Origin of the sequence: Citrobacter sp. RHBSTW-00570 (assembly GCF_013739755.1) — a bacterium.
Classification (GTDB): Bacteria; Pseudomonadota; Gammaproteobacteria; order Enterobacterales; family Enterobacteriaceae; genus Citrobacter; species Citrobacter braakii.
Genome location: NZ_CP056400.1, coordinates 56,204 through 75,159, shown reverse-complemented (window position 1 = coordinate 75,159; position 18,956 = coordinate 56,204). Strand labels below are relative to the sequence as shown.

At 54.2% G+C, this 18,956-nt stretch carries 18 protein-coding genes and 3 pseudogenes; 13 read left to right on the top strand and 8 right to left on the bottom strand.

Going from position 1 to position 18,956, the window contains the following annotated elements; genetic code table 11:
* Positions 1-19: 19 nt before the first annotated feature.
* Complete coding sequence (locus tag HV237_RS24550; RefSeq protein ID WP_136374471.1) at positions 20-3,028, bottom strand: Tn3 family transposase; 3,009 nt, start codon at positions 3,026-3,028, stop codon at positions 20-22.
* A gap of 163 nt (positions 3,029-3,191) precedes the next feature.
* On the opposite strand from HV237_RS24550, the gene HV237_RS24545 reads away from it, so the two are divergent.
* Positions 3,192-3,764 carry a recombinase family protein gene (locus HV237_RS24545; RefSeq protein WP_001556711.1) on the top strand — a complete coding sequence of 191 codons (573 nt, stop codon included), beginning with the start codon at positions 3,192-3,194 and terminating at the stop codon, positions 3,762-3,764.
* An 8-nt stretch (positions 3,765-3,772) separates the two neighbouring features.
* Positions 3,773-4,177 (top strand): ArsA-related P-loop ATPase, encoded by a 405-nt coding sequence (locus tag HV237_RS24540; RefSeq protein ID WP_004118313.1) that lies wholly within the window; start codon positions 3,773-3,775, stop codon positions 4,175-4,177.
* Positions 4,178-4,207: 30 nt separating this feature from the next.
* Here HV237_RS24540 and arsC read toward each other — a convergent pair whose 3' ends face one another.
* From arsC to arsR, 5 genes are read right to left on the bottom strand one after another with little or no spacing between them, the layout of a single operon-like run.
* Positions 4,208-4,633: a glutaredoxin-dependent arsenate reductase gene (gene arsC, locus HV237_RS24535; protein ID WP_000065758.1), complete on the bottom strand. Its 426-nt coding sequence runs from the start codon at positions 4,631-4,633 to the stop codon at positions 4,208-4,210.
* Between the two features lie 12 nt (positions 4,634-4,645).
* Positions 4,646-5,935: an arsenite efflux transporter membrane subunit ArsB gene (gene arsB / locus HV237_RS24530; protein WP_000922630.1), complete on the bottom strand. Its 1,290-nt coding sequence runs from the start codon at positions 5,933-5,935 to the stop codon at positions 4,646-4,648.
* A gap of 48 nt (positions 5,936-5,983) precedes the next feature.
* The gene (gene arsA, locus HV237_RS24525) at positions 5,984-7,735 is read right to left on the bottom strand and encodes an arsenite efflux transporter ATPase subunit ArsA (protein WP_001556710.1); all 1,752 of its coding nucleotides are present in this window, start codon (positions 7,733-7,735) and stop codon (positions 5,984-5,986) included.
* Between the two features lie 17 nt (positions 7,736-7,752).
* Entirely contained in the window at positions 7,753-8,115 is a 363-nt protein-coding gene (gene arsD, locus HV237_RS24520; RefSeq protein WP_000783215.1) for an arsenite efflux transporter metallochaperone ArsD, read from the bottom strand.
* 47 nt (positions 8,116-8,162) lie between these two features.
* A complete protein-coding gene (arsR, locus tag HV237_RS24515) occupies positions 8,163-8,516 on the bottom strand; it encodes an As(III)-sensing metalloregulatory transcriptional repressor ArsR (protein WP_001114073.1) in 354 nt (117 codons plus the stop codon).
* Positions 8,517-8,815: 299 nt separating this feature from the next.
* Here arsR and HV237_RS24510 point away from each other — a divergent pair.
* The 3 genes and pseudogenes from HV237_RS24510 to HV237_RS24500 all read left to right on the top strand — a co-directional run.
* Positions 8,816-9,007 (top strand): annotated as a pseudogene (locus HV237_RS24510) (HigA family addiction module antitoxin); the annotation flags it as partial.
* Positions 9,008-9,189: 182 nt separating this feature from the next.
* Positions 9,190-10,542, top strand: a complete 1,353-nt coding sequence (locus HV237_RS24505) for a hypothetical protein (RefSeq protein ID WP_036983243.1) — start codon at positions 9,190-9,192, stop codon at positions 10,540-10,542.
* A 454-nt stretch (positions 10,543-10,996) separates the two neighbouring features.
* A pseudogene (locus HV237_RS24500) lies at positions 10,997-11,218 on the top strand (IS1 family transposase); the annotation flags it as partial.
* 287 nt (positions 11,219-11,505) lie between these two features.
* On the opposite strand, the gene HV237_RS24495 reads toward HV237_RS24500, so the two are convergent.
* The gene (locus tag HV237_RS24495) at positions 11,506-12,651 is read right to left on the bottom strand and encodes a bifunctional alpha/beta hydrolase/OsmC family protein (RefSeq protein ID WP_231533165.1); all 1,146 of its coding nucleotides are present in this window, start codon (positions 12,649-12,651) and stop codon (positions 11,506-11,508) included.
* Between the two features lie 228 nt (positions 12,652-12,879).
* Between HV237_RS24495 and HV237_RS24490 the strand changes: the two genes are divergently transcribed.
* The 8 genes and pseudogenes from HV237_RS24490 to HV237_RS24455 all read left to right on the top strand — a co-directional run bounded on the left by HV237_RS24490 (position 12,880) and on the right by HV237_RS24455 (position 18,397).
* Complete coding sequence (locus tag HV237_RS24490) at positions 12,880-13,755, top strand: LysR family transcriptional regulator (protein WP_011191349.1); 876 nt, start codon at positions 12,880-12,882, stop codon at positions 13,753-13,755.
* Between the two features lie 146 nt (positions 13,756-13,901).
* Positions 13,902-14,345 carry a peptide-methionine (R)-S-oxide reductase MsrB gene (gene msrB, locus HV237_RS24485; RefSeq protein WP_004099035.1) on the top strand — a complete coding sequence of 148 codons (444 nt, stop codon included), beginning with the start codon at positions 13,902-13,904 and terminating at the stop codon, positions 14,343-14,345.
* A 1-nt stretch (position 14,346) separates the two neighbouring features.
* Positions 14,347-14,787 (top strand): annotated as a pseudogene (msrA, locus tag HV237_RS24480) (peptide-methionine (S)-S-oxide reductase MsrA); the annotation flags it as partial.
* Between the two features lie 231 nt (positions 14,788-15,018).
* The gene (locus HV237_RS24475) at positions 15,019-15,723 is read left to right on the top strand and encodes a glutathione S-transferase N-terminal domain-containing protein (protein WP_004099038.1); all 705 of its coding nucleotides are present in this window, start codon (positions 15,019-15,021) and stop codon (positions 15,721-15,723) included.
* Entirely contained in the window at positions 15,720-16,688 is a 969-nt protein-coding gene (locus HV237_RS24470) for a magnesium and cobalt transport protein CorA (protein ID WP_002118270.1), read from the top strand. Before HV237_RS24475 ends, HV237_RS24470 begins: the two co-directional genes overlap by 4 nt.
* A 91-nt stretch (positions 16,689-16,779) precedes the next feature.
* Positions 16,780-17,352 (top strand): hypothetical protein, encoded by a 573-nt coding sequence (locus HV237_RS24465; RefSeq protein ID WP_047722653.1) that lies wholly within the window; start codon positions 16,780-16,782, stop codon positions 17,350-17,352.
* A gap of 87 nt (positions 17,353-17,439) precedes the next feature.
* Positions 17,440-17,889, top strand: a complete 450-nt coding sequence (locus tag HV237_RS24460) for a hypothetical protein (protein ID WP_004099042.1) — start codon at positions 17,440-17,442, stop codon at positions 17,887-17,889.
* Positions 17,890-17,995: 106 nt separating this feature from the next.
* Positions 17,996-18,397 carry a RidA family protein gene (locus HV237_RS24455; RefSeq protein ID WP_004099044.1) on the top strand — a complete coding sequence of 134 codons (402 nt, stop codon included), beginning with the start codon at positions 17,996-17,998 and terminating at the stop codon, positions 18,395-18,397.
* A 30-nt stretch (positions 18,398-18,427) separates the two neighbouring features.
* Here HV237_RS24455 and HV237_RS24450 read toward each other — a convergent pair whose 3' ends face one another.
* Positions 18,428-18,631 (bottom strand): hypothetical protein, encoded by a 204-nt coding sequence (locus HV237_RS24450; RefSeq protein ID WP_223366821.1) that lies wholly within the window; start codon positions 18,629-18,631, stop codon positions 18,428-18,430.
* Positions 18,632-18,956: the final 325 nt, after the last annotated feature.

The following is an 18,956-nucleotide window of genomic DNA, read 5'->3' as shown; positions in this document are numbered from 1 at the left end:
AATGGAACGAAAACGTACGCTAAGAAGTTAATTCATTGTTTAAATTGAAATTTAGTTCTCTCAGTTCCCCCTTCAAAATATCCTCCGGTAGCGTAAACGTATAATGCCCCAGCATATTGATATGCCCGTGCATCAGTGGGGACAACCGGGCGATATCTTCAACCCCGATTTCTTCTCCATTACTGCGTATCCAGCTCAGGGCTTCCTGCATATAAAGTGTGTTCCACAGTACCACTGCGTTAGTGACCAGGCCCAGTGCCCCCAGCTGATCTTCCTGACCTTCACGATAGCGCTTTCTGATCTCACCGCGCTGCCCGTAGCAGATCGCCCTCGCCACAGCATGGCGGCCTTCCCCCCGGTTTAGCTGCGTCAGGATCCGCCGACGATAATCCTCATCATCAATATAATTAAGAAGGTACAGCGTCTTGTTGACGCGCCCCACTTCCATGATCGCCTGTGCCAGCCCTGATGGGCGCGAGCTTTTCAGCAAAGAGCGAATGAGTTCTGAAGCATGAATGGTGCCCAGTTTCAGCGAACCGGCGGTTCGCATCATCTCATCCCACTGATCCTCGGCTTTCGACAGATCGGCACAACCACGTGCCAGTTCGTCCAGTGCACCGTAATTTGCCGATTTATCCACTCGCCAGAATACCGCTTCACCGGCATCGGCAAGCCGGGGGGAAAACTGGTATCCCAGCAGCCAGAAGAGGCCAAAAATAATGTCGCTGGTACCGGCTGTGTCTGTCATGATCTCAACCGGATTCAGCCCTGTCTGCTGCTCCAGAAGGCCTTCCAGCACAAAAATGGAATCTCGTAATGTGCCGGGGACAACGATGCCGTGGAATCCAGAGTACTGATCAGAGACGAAGTTGTACCAGGTGATGCCACGTCCGGAACCAAAATATTTTCTGTTAGGTCCTGAATTGACGGTTTTCACCGGCGTGACAAAGCGCATGCCATCAGCTGAAGCCACTTCGCCACCACCCCAGCGGCCAGCAAGCTCCAGTGTGGACTGAAAATCAACCAGGCGGGCATTGGCGCTGACCAGCGTTTCTGCCCGGAGGTAATTCTGTTTTACCCAGCTAAGCCGGTGGCGCGTCAGCGCCGGTATATTGTGCTTTATCAGCGGTTCCAGCCCGATATTGCAGGCCTCTGCCATCAGGACCGCGCACAGGCTGATGTGCAGATCCTGTGCCCGGGCCCCGGATTCACTGACATGCGTAAACTCACGTGTAAATCCCGTTCTGGCATCTATTTCAAGCAACAGTTCCGTCAAATCTACTGGCGGGAGTAGCAGCCTTACCCGACTGTTGAGACGATGCAACGATGTTGGCTCCTCCAGTTTCTCCAGGCTGCTGATAGTCAGGGAAGGATGTTTACCGTCATGGCAAATATGAACCTCCGCATTTCCTTCAAAGCGGGATGCGACGGTTTTCCAGGTTTCATCTAGCTGGACCGCCAACTGTTGCACGCCTTTATGTCCATCAGTGGGATGTCCCAGCGCCCGGCAAACGGGGACCCGCTGAGCCTGCCATTCTTCCCCCTGCAACAGCTTCTCGCGGGGATTTCCCCAGCGATCGCTGTTTTCGAGCCAGATGTCCCTTCGACGTAGTGCATCCTGAAGGCGCTCCAGCAGACAAAGCGAGTAACCGGCACGCTGTATCCGGCCCTCCGCATCGTATACCAGGCGTTTCCAGGGGCCGGTAATAATATGTTCAGGCGCATTGTCCAGGATGCGCTTTTTCGAGCAGTTCAGTTCGGTCAGATAATGAATGGCGGACAACGTATGTTCTCCGGCTGGCGCTGCCTGGAAATGCAGGTCGCGCAATACCGCCGGAAGAAAGCGCTTTACCCGCCCGTACTGCTCCACCATTTCGTCATGGAAATTGTTGTTCTGAGGCCGGGCCAGCTCATTTACCTTGCAGACGGATTCTGCCAGCCTGCTTTTCGGTATGCTGTTGAATATGGTCTCCCTCAGTTCAGCATCGTCAGCCTGTTCATCCAGCAACAATGAACATGCCCGCGCCAATATTAGCGCAGCACGATCAAGATCTTTAAGCGTCCTGAGCCGTTTTTTCTGCCCCGTTTTCTTCGCCGCACGAGTGATATCCAGTATCAGCATATCGAGCACATCAATGGCCTCATCCAGCGCCGCAGTCTCCTGCGCTTTAACGAATGCTGTGAGTACGGCCAGTTTTCTCTGCTGTGGCATTCGCGCGATATATTTTACCGACGCCATGCCTGCGTAACGGGCCAAATTACGCAGTTGTATAGCAGGCAGACCGGTAAAATTCAGTCGGGAAAATTCCAGGTTTCGCAGCCGGATATACCGCTCCAGCGCTTCGGTAAATGCCGGGCCGCTGACGGTGACCGGTCCCTTTTTCAGTTGCTCCAGCGGTGAAGTACGCTGCCCCTCAGGAATGTCCAGAAGCTCCGTCACGCGGGCGGTCTGCCAGCTGTCCGGCAACGCGGCCAGTTTCTTCCACAGCCGCTGATTTGCCCGTTCGCGTATTTCACTGACGAGACGTACAAGTGTGGTTGCTCCGGGCAGCAGGACCTTATTCTGAAGCAGCCACGCGGTGGCAAAATCAAACATAAGGCCGGGTCGCTCATTACTGAGCCATGCGCGGGTGTACAGCAGGCGCTTCAGGCGGAAAGACCAGGGGAAATCGCCAAATTCATGGTAACCGTAATATTCCTTAATCAGCGCAGTATGCTCTCTGAGGGTGGTAACCCGTTCTGCGTAGCGGGTAAGGACTTCTGGACGGCGAATATTAAGCTGCACCGCGACAAATTGCTGAACACCTGGCAGAACCCGGGTTAAGTCTGTCAGAAAGGTGCCCAGAAAACGGGCGGTGGTGAGCTGAAGCGCAATTCCCAGCCGGTTATGCCTTCCCCGCCGCTGGTTAATGAAGGCAAGATCCCGCTCATCAAGATGAAAATAGCGCGCCAGCTGCACGTCATTGGGTTCTGCAACATAGCGACCATAATTCAGTTCCTGCTCAGTGGTCAGAAAATCGACGGGCATACCGGCCTCCCTGCCTGATGGTCATGAATTAACAATTTCGCAACCGTCCGAAATATTATAAATTCTCGGACACACTAAAATGGTGTTGTCTAGGTGTCTATTAAATCGATTTTTTGTTATAACAGACACCCACTGTCCGATATTTGATTTAGGATACATTTTTATGCGACTTTTTGGTTACGCACGGGTATCAACAAGCCAGCAGTCCCTCGATATTCAGATCAAGGGGCTTAAAGAGGCGGGGGTGAAAGCCAGTCGCATATTTACCGACAAAGCATCCGGCAGTTCTACCGACAGGAAAGGACTGGATCTGCTGCGAATGAAGGTGGAGGAAGGTGACGTCATCCTGGTGAAGAAACTCGACCGGCTTGGCCGCGACACTGCCGATATGATCCAACTGATAAAAGAATTCGACGCTCAGGGAGTCGCGGTCCGATTCATAGACGACGGGATCAGCACCGACGGTGAAATGGGGAAAATGGTTGTGACCATTCTTTCAGCTGTAGCCCAGGCCGAACGCAGGAGGATTCTGGAGCGTACGAACGAAGGACGGCAGGAGGCCAGGCTGAAAGGTATCCGGTTTGGCCGAAAGCGCATCATCGACAGAAATAGTGTACTGGCACTTCATCAGCAGGGAACTGGTGCAACAGATATTGCCCGCCGGCTCAGTATTGCCCGTTCCACTGTTTATAAAATTCTGGAAGATGAGAGCCGGGTTAATCTGAGCAAAATTTGAGGACGAACATGAGTGATGTAAAGGCATTCAACAATTGCATGAGTGTGTTCTGGCGACAGCATGAAGCCGAATTCTCTCGCTTTCTGACATCGAAGACAGGTGATAGCGAAAAAGCAGCAGACCCGGAGAAGACGAAGGTGATTATCGTGACGCTTGCCGAAACGACACCTGTACTGGAAGCCGCTAACCTGCAGCAGGATCTACGCCGAGCTGGCATCGAGCCGTGGGCATGGGTCGTTAATAACAGCCTGGCAGCTGCTCAACCGTCTTCGCCTTTCCTGAAGATCAGGGCGAACCGCGAGCTGCCTCTCATCTCTGATGTGGAAGAGCAGTATGCAAAGCGTATTGCATTAACAGCGCTACAGAGCGAAGAGCCGGTTGGTATTGACCTGCTGGAAGAAATGGCGAAGTAATAATGAAGGGGGCAAATGCCCCCTTCGTCTTTATTTCAGTCTTTTACCTGAATCATCAACGACTTTTTCACCGTCTTCCTTGGTGAAAGCCGCTTTCTGGGCATCTGGAAGGATATCGAGAACAACCTCTGAAGGACGGCAAAGTTTAGTTCCCAGTGGCGTCACTACGATCGGACGGTTGATCAGAATCGGATGCTGTAGCATAAAGTCGATGAGCTGGTCGTCAGTAAATTTATCTTCTGCAAGACCCAGTTCCTCATACGGCTCGACGTTCTTACGCAGCAAAGCCCGGACGGAAATGCCCATATCCGCAATGAGTTTGAGCAGCTCATCGCGTGAAGGTGGAGTCTCAAGGTAAAGAATAACGGTCGGCTCGATACCGCTGTTGCGGATCATCTCCAGCGTATTACGCGACGTGCCGCAGGCTGGGTTGTGATAAATGGTGATGTTGCTCATATCAGTATCTCATTACAAAGTGAAAGAGAGACGTAGCGCCAGCGCGGCCAGCGTTACAAACAGCACAGGCAGAGTCATGACGATCCCGGTGCGGAAATAGTATCCCCATGTGATGGTCATGTTCTTCTGTGAAAGGACATGCAGCCAGAGCAACGTTGCCAGGCTACCAATAGGTGTAATTTTCGGTCCAAGATCGCAGCCAATCACGTTGGCAAAAATCATCGCCTCTTTGATAACGCCTGTTGCAGTGCTGCCATCAATAGAGAGAGCACCAACCAGCACGGTAGGCATATTGTTCATGATGGAAGAGAGGAAAGCCGTCAGGAAGCCAGTACCAAACGTCGCGGCCCAAAGTCCTTTATCTGCCAGCACGTTCAACACACCGGAGAGGTATTCTGTTAGTCCGGCATTACGCAGACCATAGACCACCAGATACATTCCCAGAGAGAATATGACGATCTGCCATGGCGCACCGCGAAGCACTTTGCCAGTGTTAATGGCATGGCCTCGCTTCGCCACCGCAAACAGAATGACAGCCCCTACAGCAGCAATCGCACTGACCGGGATACCCAACGGCTCAAGGACGAAAAAGCCAACCAGAAGAAGGATCAACACTATCCAGCCGGTTCTGAAGGTTGCCAGATCTTTAATCGCTTTTGCCGGTGCTTTCAGGAGAGCCAGGTCGTAAGTTGGCGGAATATCTTTGCGGAAGAACAGATGCAGCATCACCAGCGTGGCGATAATGGCTGCGATATCCACCGGCACCATTACCGACGCATACTCAGTGAAACCCAGCCCAAAGAAGTCTGCAGAAACGATGTTAACCAGGTTGGACACGATAAGCGGCAGACTGGCCGTATCGGCAATAAACCCGGCGGCCATGACAAATGCCAGCGTAGTGCCTTTGCTGAAACCTAATGCAAGCAGCATGGCGATAACAATTGGCGTCAGAATCAATGCCGCACCATCGTTGGCAAACAGTGCCGCCACCGCTGCGCCGAGCAAAACGATATAGGTAAACAGCAAACGCCCGCGACCGTTACCCCAACGTGAAACGTGCAGCGCCGCCCATTCGAAAAAGCCCGATTCATCGAGCAGAAGGCTGATAATAATCACGGCAATAAAGGTCGCCGTCGCATTCCAGACAATATTCCACACTACAGGGATATCACCAAAATGGACTACGCCAGAGATCAGCGCCAGTACCGCGCCCAGCGTCGCACTCCAGCCGATCCCTAATCCCTTCGGTTGCCAGATAACCAAAACGATGGTCAGGACAAAAATAGCGCCTGCCAGTAACATAAATCCTCCAGACAGGACGGCTTTGCCGCCCTGTATATACAAAAAAAATTAAACAACCAGCTCTCTGAGTTTCTCGATGCCAGTGGGCTCTGCAGCCATTACCGGTACTAACGCTATGCGGCTTGCATGCTGGTTTTTCACAACCTCGATTTGAGGACGCTCTTGTAGGGCGCGCTGGCAAAGCAGCGGCGATTGCGTCTGTGCAATCGAAAGGCTGTTATTGATAATCCAGCCCCAGGGATGAATCCCCGCACGTTCAAGATCGGACTGCAGGTTTGCCGCTTCCAGTACAGGTGTGGTTTCAGGCAGAGTGACCAGCAAAACTTTGGTACGTTCCTGGTCCTGAAGCTGCATCATCGGAGTGGTAAAATGACCTTTATCCCCCATCTTCCTGGCAATCTCACGGTGATAAGCCCCGGTAGCATCAAGCAGTAATAGCGTATGCCCGGTAGGTGCCGTATCCATGACCACAAACCGTTTGCCAGCTTCACGAATTACGCGTGAAAACGCCTGGAACACCGCAATCTCTTCTGTGCAAGGAGAACGTAAATCCTCTTCGAGCAGCCGTTTCCCAGCCTCATCCAGATCCCTGCCTTTCGTCTCAAGAACATGCTGACGATAGCGTTCAGTTTCATCGTGAGGGTTGATTCGGCTGACCTGCAGATTTTTGAGGCTGCCATTGAGCGTTGTACTGAGATGTGCAGCAGGATCTGAGGTGGTGAGATGCACATCAAAACCCTTATCCGCCAGACTGACGGCGATAGCCGCAGCCATTGTGGTTTTGCCCACACCACCTTTGCCCATCAGCATAATCAAACCGTGTTCACTGCGGGCGATATCATCAACCAGGACAGACAACGACATATTCTCTGGCTTGTTCTGTGGGCTTTGTTCAGGAAGCGATGTTATCTCAGCGTGTTCGTTGAGCAGGCCTTTCAATGCGGATACACCAACCATGTTCAGCGGCTGCAGGTATAAGTTGTCTGTCGGCAAATCAGATAACCCGGCAGGAAGATTTGCCAGCGCCTCTTGCTCCCGTTGCCATATTGCAGCGGCCAGTGCATCACGTTCTGCTTCGCTCGCAGGCAGGACACCGTTAATGACTAAATACTGATTTTTAAGGCCAATAGCTGATAATTCGTCATGAGTACGAGCGACTTCCTGCAGTGTTGATTTTTGCAATCGCGCGACCAGCACAAGGCGAGTTCGTTCAGGATCGGATAATGCCTCAACCGCATGAGCATATTGCTCGCGTTGTTTTTCCAGCCCAGCCATTGGACCAAGACAGGAAGCACCATCCGGGTTACTTTCGATGAAGCTGCTCCAGGCTCCGGGAAGCTGAAGAAGGCGAATAGTGTGGCCAGTTGGGGCAGTATCAAAAATGATGTGATCAAAGCGGGTCAGCAGAGAAGCGTCAGTCAGTAAGCCAGTAAACTCGTCGAATGCAGCGATCTCTGTCGTACAAGCTCCTGAAAGCTGTTCACTGATGCTGTTAACAACGTCATCAGGCAAAAGACCTTTAATAGGGTCAACGATTCTGGCGCGGTATTGCTGGGCGGCGTCCTGCGGGTCAATCTCCAGAGCCGAAAGACCAGACACAGCAGTCACGGGCTGGATAGTGTTACCGATAGTCTGATCGAATACCTGACCGACATTGGAAGCCGGGTCGGTACTGACAAGCAGAACACGCTTTCCCAGTTCAGCCAGACGTATAGCCGTTGCGCAGGAAATCGAAGTTTTGCCTACACCTCCCTTACCGGTGAAAAACAGGTAAGACGGGATATTCTCTAAGAATTTCATATGTCCTCCTGACATACTCAACAACAGGAAGTTTTACCACCACAGCAACTGGTGGAAGCTAAACCCACCTTTTCCAGCGGTATACCAAACCAGCGAGCCAGTTCAGCGCGTTTTGGGTATCGCCCGGCCATCACCGTTTCACCATCAAGCAACAGCAGCGGAAGCCCTTCAGCTCCAGAAGCCTCAAGGAATGCTTTCGCTTTTTCGTTCTCAACGAAGCTCATAGGCTGCTGCGCCAGGTTATAACGTTCGATCTGAACCCCACGCCCTTTCAGCCACTGCACATCAGCAGAAAAATTGACCAAAACCTGATCGACATCTGAACCACAAACGCCGGTACTGCAGCACATCGCCGGATCAAACACCGTTAACATTTTCATCTTTAACACCTCATATTCGTAAAAACATATATGTACAGGCAAAATTTTTAGATACAAACAGCCTTACCGCTGCCAGAGCAGTTGGCCGATGCCAGCTTACGGGCGATGGCCTGTACGTCGTCCTGTTGACTTAACCAGGCCTGCTCAATCACCAGGGCAGCCCAGGAAGGAATATGCGGGGATAAGCGATAATGAACCCATTTCCCCTGCTTGCGATCCAGCAACAGGCCACTTTCCCGAAGCATCGCCAGATGGCGGGAGGTCTTGGGTTGTGATTGTTCCAGCGCTGTGCAGAGATCGCATACGCACAGCTCCCCCATCTCCCTGAGCAGTAGCACGATACCCAGGCGGGTTTCATCAGATAGTATTTTGAAAAGTTGTAGGGATGCAATTTCTGGCATTATGTACTCCTGCTATGAATGGGTATTGTCTCTCCACCAAAACAAGAAGTCAAAATCATATGTGTTTTCTCGCATGTGAGTGCAGGTGTCACTATGCGGTTGAAAAACGACCTGATGTGCGATCGTTACGTTAGTTGGGTAGGTAAAAAAGTCATTTGAGGCTAAAACATTGCTTAGTGCGGGCTTTCAGTTCATAGAGAAGAATGAATAATATCAATTATAACAATTGGTTATTTCCTTAGCGTACGTTTTCGTTCCATTGGCCCTCAGACCCCTATACCGGATGGACGAGAAAGCACGTTAATCAGCTCTGTCATGGAAAAGTGGCCATAACAATAGATTCCGCGCTCATCCTTGCAAAAGTCTTTGGTAACAATCCTGATTTTTGGTTGGATTTGCAGAAGAAAGTCGATTTATGGGATGCACTGCATTCAGAAGATCGCCGCAGCAGAATAGATAAGGCGCGCCCTTTTCAATTACTGGCGGCCTAAAAAGGTAAAACCCCGATGCTGATCCGACTTGGCGGGAAGGTCAACAAACGGGGCTTAAAATTCAAAGTTGTGTTCTAAAGCTGGCAGGCTGCAACACAACTATTATTGCCTGACATAGGCTAAGGGTTACAACACCTCTATTATAGCGGTGTTGTGCCTCTTGGCAAGTCTAAGGGGTAGACGTGGCTACATCACAACTGGCACTTTTTAATCCAGCCGACGAAGCGGAGACCTATCACAATTCCGGGCGGCATGGTTTCTTTTCTGTACTGGCTCAGTGGCCAACGGGTAAACGCCAATCTTCTTACCCATTAAGTGAGATGGCCACCGTTCTTAGCATGGTCGATACCTCACGCGATACATGGATAACCCAAGCTGAATTTATGCGTCCTAACCGGCGTGTAGTAAACCTCTTACGTTTGGGGTTGCTTTTTGTCGATATAGATACCTACAAGATGAGTTGGGCGCAGGGTAGAACACCTGAAGCTTTGGCCGCTGCAATCAACTATTTCTGTCAACAAGAAGGCATACCAGAACCCTCCTTTATGGTCTATTCCGGGCGTGGTATTCAGGCTAAATGGCTACTTGAAGGAACCTTGCCACGTGCCGCGCTACCGCGCTGGAATGCTTGCCAAAAGCATTTAGTATCTAAACTTTCCTCGCTAGGGGCTGATCCCGCAGCTAAAGACGCCAGCCGGGTTTTACGATTGGTTAATACGGTTAACACTAAGAGCGGCAATATTTGCCGTGTAGTAAGCGTTCTAGAACGTGATGGCGCACCAATCCGTTATAACTTCGAGTACCTTGCTGAAATGTTATTGCCGGTGGCTCGCTGGGATATTGAAAAGCAACGCCAGACAAAAGCAGAACAGAAACTTCAATTGCTGCCCGGAGGCCGACAAAGCAACCTCAGAGGTTTTAGCGGTCGTCAGCTTGCATGGGATAGGCTTGAAGATTTGCGCAAGCTGGACGAGCTGCGCGGCGGGTTAGCGGAAGGGGAAAGGATGCGTCATTTATTTTGGCGTATTAATTTTTTGCTGTTGTCCGGGGCGACAAATTCAACGCAGATGTATCACGAAGCGGCCGCACTGGCCACGGAGATCTCCCCTGCATGGTCTTACCGTTCACAAGAGTTAATGACGCTGTACAGCAAAGCAAAGCAGTATGAAGCCGGTGAGAAGGTATCTTTCGGGGGCAAGGAATTTTCACCACTCTACACGCCAAAAAATGACACTCTAATCAACCTGTTTCAAATTACAGATGAAGAGCAACGCCAGCTAAAAACTATCATTTCTAAAAATGAAGCGTTAGAGCGTAGACGCGCACGAGACAGAAAGCGTGACGAGGAACGCCGCAGAGCTGCTGGAGCCGTTGAGCGTGATGTTTACGAAGCTAATTCACTGACTAAACAGAAACCGTGGGAAGTGTTAGGAATGAGCCGCGCTAAATGGTACAGATTGGGCAAACCATCAGGCAGTGAGACAACTCCCTCCCCTATTACTTGTCATGGCCAAATGGCCGCTAAATCAGCCTAGATCTATTGAGACAAGTTACCCCCCTATTACTAATGGCGTAGCCCCCTCCCTGTTACGCCTTGATCCTTTTTCCGATCTTTCAGGATCAATAAAGAGACTGGAGGGGGGCCGCTTGGAAAACGGAATCTATGGTCACTCCCGTTTTTGCAACACCGATTTTGACGACAAGTTGGCTTGCTTGAATCTATCCGGCGTCTGAATGGGATTTTATTCCCGCGCCTTGATGAGTTCCGCGCCTGATGAACCTCCAGAAAATATACGGCTTCAATGAGCCTTTCCGTTTTACAGGTTCCTCAACAGGCCGGTGGGCCGTTAGTATCATCAATATCAGTATTCGCAAAACCAGATCAGTAATTCTTTAAACCGGTGTATTTCTGCCGTTATGCTACATAAGTTTGCGGTAATGGTGCCAACTTACTGATTTAGTGTATGATGGTGTTTTTGAGGTGCTCCAGTGGCTTCTGTTTCTATCAGCTGTCCCTCCTGTTCAGCTACTGAAGGCGTGGTGCGTAACGGTAAAAGCACTGCCGGACATCAGCGCTATCTCTGCTCTCACTGCCGTAAAACATGGCAGCTACAGTTCACTTACACCGCCTCTCAGCCCGGTACACACCAGAAAATTATTGATATGGCCATGAATGGCGTCGGATGTCGCGCCAGTGCACGCATTATGGGGTCCGCTTGGAAAACGGAAATTTTCCTACGTTAAGCGTTTTGAGCTTAACGAGTGATTTCGTTCCATTGGGGTCAGTTTGGATATAGAGAATTATTGTACGGTAAGCCTGTTTTTTGAACAGACTTACCTATGGCAATAGGGTGTACTCCCGCGCTATACAGCGTTTTCAGGGGATTTTGTCTTAATCGGATAACCTAAATGCGATACAGCAAGAGCGACAACCTAAAAGCGATAGCCACTGACGATAAATCAATCACTTACGCATCCGAATTGGTTGAATAATGTGCTTAACGTACAAAAATTTCCGATCTCCAAACTGACCCCTGATCATCACTCAGCGGCCCATCGAGGACAATGGTGCGGGTGAACCGGTCGGGTGGCATCATGTCCGGCACCTTCTCGTGCTGCACGGTCGTGCTCGCCCGTTCGAGCGGAAAGCCCTTGCGGTTCGCATAGAGACGCATCGTCATCACCGTGCAGGCTGCGAGGCCGGCAGATACGAGTTCGTAGGGAGATAGTCCGGTCCCGAGGCCACCGACCGATGCTGGCTCGTCGGCGAACAGAGTGTGCTCGCCGCTGCGGACCTTGAGCTGGAACGTCCCTGCAAGAGTTTCGGTGGCGACGACGCCCTCCGCAACCTCGATCTGCGGAAGATCCGCGCTGAGTGGTGGGAGAAAGCGGCTCGCCCAAACCGCCACCATGGCCGCGGCGTAGTTCGCGTCCGCGACGTCGGTGAGAAGGTGATCCGCGTTGTCGAGCGAGATGAAGCTTTTAGGGTGCCTGGACGCGACGAAGATGCGCGACGCGTGGTCGATGCCGACCACCTGATCCAGCGGAGAGTGCATGACCAGCACCGGCCGTCGCAGGGAGGCAATGGCCTTCTCGACGTCGATCCCCTCAACCGCCTCAAGGAACCCTCGGCGAATGAGGAAGGGCCTACCGGCAATCTCCACCGAGGCCTCGCCCTCGCTCGCGATGGTGTCCAGATCATTCGGTCCGAAGAGGCGCAAGATATGCTGAAGGTCGGCCGGCGCACCAATCGTCGCTACCGCCGCAATATCAGGCATGTCGGCGGCGGCTACGATCGCAGCGGTGCCACCCAGGCTGTGCCCGACGAGGAGGGACGGTGACATGCCCGCCGCCGCCATCGCATTTGCGGCGGCCCGAAGGTCCTCGACGTCCGACGCGAAGTTCACAGGTTCTCCCGTCCCACCGCCGATCCCGGTCCCGGCGAAATCGAACCTCAAGACCCCGATGCCCGCACGCGACAGCGCGCGCGAGATGTGAACAGCGGCGCGACTGTCTTTCCCGCACGTGAAGCAGTGGGCGAAGATCGCCCAGCCCCGCGGCGTCCCTTCCGGCGGTTCGAGGTGCCCGGACAGCGGAGAGCCAGCCCCACTGACAAACGTAAATGATCTTCCTGCCATGTCCATCAAACCTCCAGCACGCGGCTTGGCGGTTGCGCTCTCAGAACCTTCGACGGAGCTGAGCGGAGCGCACCGCCAACCGGTAATCGTCATCTCAGGCTATCATTTATATGTCTGGCGCATATAGACAAGCCCCTATACCATGATTATATGCGCCAAGCATACTTCTGCGACCTGCTTTCCAAAGGCGGTCTCACGGAAGAGGTATCAGTCAGGCGCGTGGGCCAAAGGACTATGGAACTCAATCAAGTCAGCTATTTCATCAACTTGGCCGAGACGCTGAATTTCACAGCGGCCGCTCGCTTGAGCGGTGTGTCACAGCCAAGTCTGACCCGCGCGATCCGCCGCTTGGAAGATGAGCTTGGCGGGCCGCTGATCTATCGCGACGGGAAGAACAGCCGCCTGACTGGCCTTGGCCATGACGTCGAGGCAGAATTCCGGCGCATGGTGGTCGCGATGAAGAGCGTTCGCAATCACTCGGAGCACTGGGCGATGGGGGGGCACCGCGTGCTGGATGTCGCCGTCGCGCCCACCGTCGGACCAAAGGAATTTACGGCATTCTTCGAGAGCGCATTGGCGGAGATGCCATCCATCGAAATCAAGCTGCACTCGCTCCAGTCGAACGAGGACACATCGGAGGTGCTTTCAGGAAAATACCACGCGTGCATCATGCCGCGTGAAACAAGACCGGAACGCAAGCTGGATGTGCATCCTCTATTTCGGGAGCGCTTCGTGCTCGGCTGTTCTGCAAACCATCCCTTGGCTGCCAACGAGATCGTGCGCGGCGAAGACCTGCTCGAGTTTCCTTTCGTCGATCGCCTGAAATGCGAGTTTCGCGATCGGATCCTCGATCACTTCGCGCGACGGGACTTGCTCATGCGACCTCGCTTTCGATCAGATCGCGAGGACTGGGTGCAACGGGTCGTCGCTGACGGCCACGCCATATGCATTCTTCCGGAACGATCGCCGACCGTGCAAGGCCTCGTCACTCGGCCGATCGACGGATTTGTCTTGGAGCGCGAAGTCGTGATCGCGACAGTATCCGGCTCCACGGCAACGGTCGAGATACGGAACATCGCGCAGCTGGCAGCCCGGTATGAGTGGAACTGAATCACGACGTGAAGAGCTTCGGCGCTATGGAAACTATACGCGCAGCGTATTGGATAAATCTGGGGCGCACTGCTATAGTCGGCGCAATGACTGCAAAGATAAATGACAGTGTGTCGAGCTCTCTAGATTAATTATTGGAGACTATCATGAAGTTTGAGAAGTCACAGGCAGCAGTTGACCGCCTGACCCCCGAGCAACGCCGGATTACCCAGGATTCGGGGACCGAAAGGCCCTTCACGGGTGAGCACAACGACAACAAGGAGCCTGGCATCTACGTCGACATAGTGTCGGGAGAGCCGCTGTTCGCTTCAACGGACAAGTTCGATTCGGGTACTGGCTGGCCCAGCTTCACCAAGCCGATCGTTCCGGCAAACGTGAACGAGGTGCGGGACAGTGCACACGGCATGGTCCGGACGGAGGTCAGGTCGGTACACGCCGACAGCCATCTGGGCCACGTTTTCCCGGACGGTCCTTCCGACCGCGGCGGTCTGCGCTACTGCATCAACTCTGCGTCCCTTCGCTTCATCCCGCGCGACGAGATGGAGTCCGAGGGATACGGTGAATATCTCGATCAAGTAGAGGAGGCTTAACATGCATCAGCGCGCTGTTCTCGCAGGAGGATGTTTCTGGGGCATGCAGGATCTGATCCGCAAGCGGCCCGGCATCATCTCGACCCGTGTGGGTTACACGGGCGGCGATATTCCGAACGCCACGTATCGTAATCACGGCACGCATGCCGAGGGGATCGAGATTGTCTTCGACCCGACAGTGACGAGCTACCGGCACATCCTGGAATTCTTCTTCCAGATCCACGATCCGACGACGCTGAACCGCCAGGGCAATGATCGTGGGCTCTCCTACCGGTCGGGCATCTATTATGTCGACGAGGAGCAGAAGCGCGTCGCCGAGGATACGATCGCCGATGTGGATGCCTCGGGGCTGTGGGATGGCAAAGTGGTGACCGAGGTCCAGCCGGTCGGCGAGTTCTGGGAGGCCGAGCCCGATCACCAGGATTATCTGGAGAAGCGGCCGGGCGGCTACACCTGCCACTTCGTCCGTCCCGACTGGGTTCTTCCAAAGCGGCATGAGGCCGGCGATGTGAGCCCTGCGGCCGGGGCTGCAGCGGAACAGGCTTCGCTGCCGTTAGTGCCGCGCCGATCCGGTTCGCAACCTCCGACGACCGCGTCAATCGACGCGGTCGTCGAACCCGGCCTTGAAGCAGATCATTCCATTCAGCCGCCGTCGCAGTGCCAGGATCCAGATATGACAGACCTCTCCTCCTTTCCCATCACGCAGCGCTGGCCAGCATCTTATCCGGATCGCTTGCAACTATACGCGGCCCCCACGCCCAACGGCGTCAAGGTCTCGATGATGCTGGAGGAGACTGGCCTGCCGTATGAGCCCCACTTCGTCGACATCTCGAACAACGAGTCGAAGGATCCAGCGTTCGTGTCGTTGAATCCCAACGGCCGCATACCCGCGATCATCGATCCGGCTGGCCCTGACGGCCAGCCCATTGGCATATGGGAAACCGGTGCGATCCTCATCTATCTGGCCGACAAGACGGGGCAGCTCATCTCAACAACACCCGCCCAGCGGTACGAGACTCTGGCCTGGGTGTTCTTTCAGGTGTCGGGCGTTGGGCCGACCTTCGGACAGCTAGGCTTTTTCCTGCGATTTGCCGGCAAGGACTATGAGGACAAGCGACCTCGGCAGCGCTTTGTTGATGAATCCAGGCGTCTTCTCGGGGTCCTGGATCACCGGCTGGAGGGCCGCGAATGGATTGTCGATGATTACTCGATCGCGGACATTGCGACGTTTGGCTGGGTGAATGCGCTGGTCGAATTCTACGCAGCGGGCGACATCCTCGGCCTAAGCAGCTATTCGAACGTGCAGGCATGGCTCGAACGCGGGCTGGCGCGACCGGCTGTACAGCGTGGCCTGCGAATTCCTGCGAGGCCTGCATGACCATTATCGCCGCATATTATTACAACGAAGGTAAGCGAGTCCGTGAAATCAGGCTCGATGAGCACGTCGAACTAAACGAGAATCGCTCGGGCTTCTGCTGGATCGCGCTTAGCGAGCCCACCGCAGACGAACTCAGCGCGATCCAGACGACGTATAACCTCCATCCTTTGGCGATCGACAACGCCATGCACCCGCTGTGCCCGCCCAAGCTCGAGGTCTACAACGATGAGTTGTACGTCGTCGCCCAGACCGCCGAGCTGGTCGGCGACCGGATCAGCTACGGCAAGATGGCGATCTTCACCGGTCACAATCACCTTATCACCGTGCGGCACGGCAATGCCGGAGCGCTGGGCAAACTTCGGGAGCAACTCGAGGCATCGCCGACGCAGTTCGGCAAGGGTGTCGACTATGTGCTGCACGCGATCTTGCACCGAGTGGTCGACCAGTATCTGCCCATCTTCGAAATGATCGAGGACGACGTCCTGGCGATGGAGCGACGGTCGCTGCACGATTTCCTCGGGCCAGAAGAGGTGGCGCGAATCTTCGAACTAAGGTCCGAACTCACGCGGTTCCAGCGCACGCTCGGGGCTATGGCCGAGCTGGTGCGAAAGCTCGTTCGCGGCCACTTTCCCTGCATCAGCGCCGAAATGACACCATATTTCCACGACGTCGCGGACCATGTCCACCGCGTGCAGTCCATGGTCGACGGCCTCCTGCTTGTCCTGTCCACGGTCTTCGAGGCCAGCAGCCTTCTGGAAGCGCAAAGGATCGGTGTGGTCACTCGCCAGCTCGCGGCCTGGGCGGCGATCTTGACGGTCCCGACGGCGATCGCCGGAATATATGGCATGAACTTCAAGCACATGCCGGAACTGGACACGCCATATGGCTACTTCGTCGTGCTCGGAGTGATAGCGGTGTTCTGCCTTCTCCTGTTCATGCGCTTCAAGAAGGCCAAGTGGCTATGAGTAACGCACTTCGCGAGCTTCTCCGTCCGCCGAGTCACAGCGCGCTTTGTGCGCGAGCGTGTCCAATCCAGTTCAAGATGAAGGTGCTTCCATGACCTCCCAGGTGACCGACGTTCTAGAAGCAGTCCAGTCATTCATCGCCAACGGCTATGACCGCGAATACCGCGTCAAGGACGGCAATCTCGTCGATCTCGAACTAGGGTCAACCCTCGATGCATGCAGCATTCGCGTCGATGCGGCGTTGCGCCTCGAGAGCGGGGACGACGGCGAAGATGCCTCCAACATCTACGCGATCACCGATCCGGCGACAGAGCATAAAGGCCTGTTGATCGACGCCTTCGACGTGTTCCACGAAATCTGCCCCCGCGACTTGTCCGAGCGCCTTGTGGAGCATCGGGAAACAGCACCGGCAGGTGACCAGGACGCGCCGAGCAAGCACGGACTACGGAAAGTCTACAAGAGCGAGTTTCACAGCGATCCCGAGCGTTACGTTCTGCGCGAGGGCTTTCCAGACTTCCCGCCATGCCCTTTCGGCCAATCCTTCAGCATCCTCGGCTTCGATACCGCCGAGCAGGAATATGTCTGGCTCGTCACGAGCATCATTCGAGATCCTCGGCTGATCAGGGTTCCATACCAGGGCGAAGACGTCATCAGCGACGAATAGCGGTGTCGCTTAGCCGGAAAGGCTGGCCATCCTGGCCCACACATCTGCAGGCTGAACTTTAAGAACATCGAAAATTAGGAGGTGATTATGGACTGGAACAAGGACCACATACGAGAAACTATGCTCTTGCTGGAGACAGCAGCGTTGCACAGCGCTCGCGAAAACTACCTGGACTATGTCTCTACCGCTCGGCTCGATCGGAGCGAACCGATCGAAAACGACGAACTAGCTCAGGCCGAGGTCGCGAGCGACTTCGCTGAAGCGCTCGATGACACGCTCCATGACTACGCCAATAAACTCGAAAAGCTCAGGACGATCGATTTCGGCCCCAAGTTGGCCGTCAACGAAGGCGCTGTCGTCAAGCTGTCCGGCCGCCACTTTGTGATCGCGGTGTCAACGAGCAAGTTTACCTGTCAGGGGCGTGAGCTCATGGGCATTTCCACGATGGCGCCGATCTTCGAAGCGATCGAGGGTGCCCGAGCCGGGGAGACCGTGCAGTTCAACGGCCGGGACCTCACCGTAGAAGACGTGGAATAAAGCCCTCCACCGCAGCCGGCGCGCTAGTGCCGAACGCCCTGCATCTCTTTCTGCATGCATACGGTCACTTGCAGCCGCATTGACCTGGCTCATCAAAGGCAAACTCATGACAACACCTTCATTCTTCATCACCCCCGGATACGGGACGCGCCTGCATGACGCGCTTCATTATTCTCAGGCAATGCGCATTGGTGACCGCGTGGAGATCTCCGGACAGGGCGGATGGAACGACGATCTCGTCATTCCGGAGTCGATTGAGGAAGAGATCGAGCAGGCGTTCAAGAACGTGGAACGGACGCTCGCGACCGCCGGAGCACGCTGGCCGCATGTGGTCCACGTCAATTCCTATCACGTCGGTGGATTCCCTCCCGTGATCAACGAAACAATGGCCAAGCTGTATCGCCACTACATGCCCGACCGCGCTCCAATCTGGACGCAGTTGGGAATCGAAGCGCTGGGGCTTCCAACCATGCGTATCGAAATTCGCGTAACAGCTATCATCGCCTGACCCCGCGGTTCGTGCAGGCGCCGTGCCGCGCTAATCCCGCACGCCCTGCGCCCGCTTCTCCATGCATATCATCGTATCGAGAGATCCGGTTATCATCGGCGTGCTCGGAGAACGGGGGGCCGCCTTGGCCTGGTTGGCGCGCCTCGGCTGCCTGCGGGCGATGGCCAGCACTGCCAGGAGCGTGAGCAACGCCGCCGCATAAAGGAACAGGCCGCCAGGGCCGACGATATTCATTGCAGCTGCTCCTATTAGGGGTCAGTTTGGAGATCGGAAATTTTTGTACGTTAAGCACATTATTCAACCAATTCGGATGCGTAAGTGATTGATTTATCGTCAGTGGCTATCGCTTTTAGGTTGTCGCTCTTGCTGTATCGCATTTAGGTTATCCGATTAAGACAAAATCCCCTGAAAACGCTGTATAGCGCGGGAGTACACCCTATTGCTATAGGTAAGTCTGTTCAAAAAACAGGCTTACCGTACAATAATTCTCTATATCCAAACTGACCCCAATGGAACGAAATCACTCGTTAAGCTCAAAACGCTTAACGTAGGAAAATTT

Bases quoted from the DNA above. Each gene is read 5' to 3' on its own strand.
- HV237_RS24550 (WP_136374471.1), bottom strand. From the start codon at position 3,028: ATGCCCGTCGATTTTCTGACCACTGAGCAGGAACTGAATTATGGTCGC.
- HV237_RS24545 (WP_001556711.1), top strand. From the start codon at position 3,192: ATGCGACTTTTTGGTTACGCACGGGTATCAACAAGCCAGCAGTCCCTC.
- HV237_RS24540 (WP_004118313.1), top strand. From the start codon at position 3,773: ATGAGTGATGTAAAGGCATTCAACAATTGCATGAGTGTGTTCTGGCGA.
- arsC (WP_000065758.1), bottom strand. From the start codon at position 4,633: ATGAGCAACATCACCATTTATCACAACCCAGCCTGCGGCACGTCGCGT.
- arsB (WP_000922630.1), bottom strand. From the start codon at position 5,935: ATGTTACTGGCAGGCGCTATTTTTGTCCTGACCATCGTTTTGGTTATC.
- arsA (WP_001556710.1), bottom strand. From the start codon at position 7,735: ATGAAATTCTTAGAGAATATCCCGTCTTACCTGTTTTTCACCGGTAAG.
- arsD (WP_000783215.1), bottom strand. From the start codon at position 8,115: ATGAAAATGTTAACGGTGTTTGATCCGGCGATGTGCTGCAGTACCGGC.
- arsR (WP_001114073.1), bottom strand. From the start codon at position 8,516: ATGCCAGAAATTGCATCCCTACAACTTTTCAAAATACTATCTGATGAA.
- HV237_RS24495 (WP_231533165.1), bottom strand. From the start codon at position 12,651: ATGGACATGGCAGGAAGATCATTTACGTTTGTCAGTGGGGCTGGCTCT.
- HV237_RS24490 (WP_011191349.1), top strand. From the start codon at position 12,880: ATGGAACTCAATCAAGTCAGCTATTTCATCAACTTGGCCGAGACGCTG.
- msrB (WP_004099035.1), top strand. From the start codon at position 13,902: ATGAAGTTTGAGAAGTCACAGGCAGCAGTTGACCGCCTGACCCCCGAG.
- HV237_RS24475 (WP_004099038.1), top strand. From the start codon at position 15,019: ATGACAGACCTCTCCTCCTTTCCCATCACGCAGCGCTGGCCAGCATCT.
- HV237_RS24470 (WP_002118270.1), top strand. From the start codon at position 15,720: ATGACCATTATCGCCGCATATTATTACAACGAAGGTAAGCGAGTCCGT.
- HV237_RS24465 (WP_047722653.1), top strand. From the start codon at position 16,780: ATGACCTCCCAGGTGACCGACGTTCTAGAAGCAGTCCAGTCATTCATC.
- HV237_RS24460 (WP_004099042.1), top strand. From the start codon at position 17,440: ATGGACTGGAACAAGGACCACATACGAGAAACTATGCTCTTGCTGGAG.
- HV237_RS24455 (WP_004099044.1), top strand. From the start codon at position 17,996: ATGACAACACCTTCATTCTTCATCACCCCCGGATACGGGACGCGCCTG.
- HV237_RS24450 (WP_223366821.1), bottom strand. From the start codon at position 18,631: ATGAATATCGTCGGCCCTGGCGGCCTGTTCCTTTATGCGGCGGCGTTG.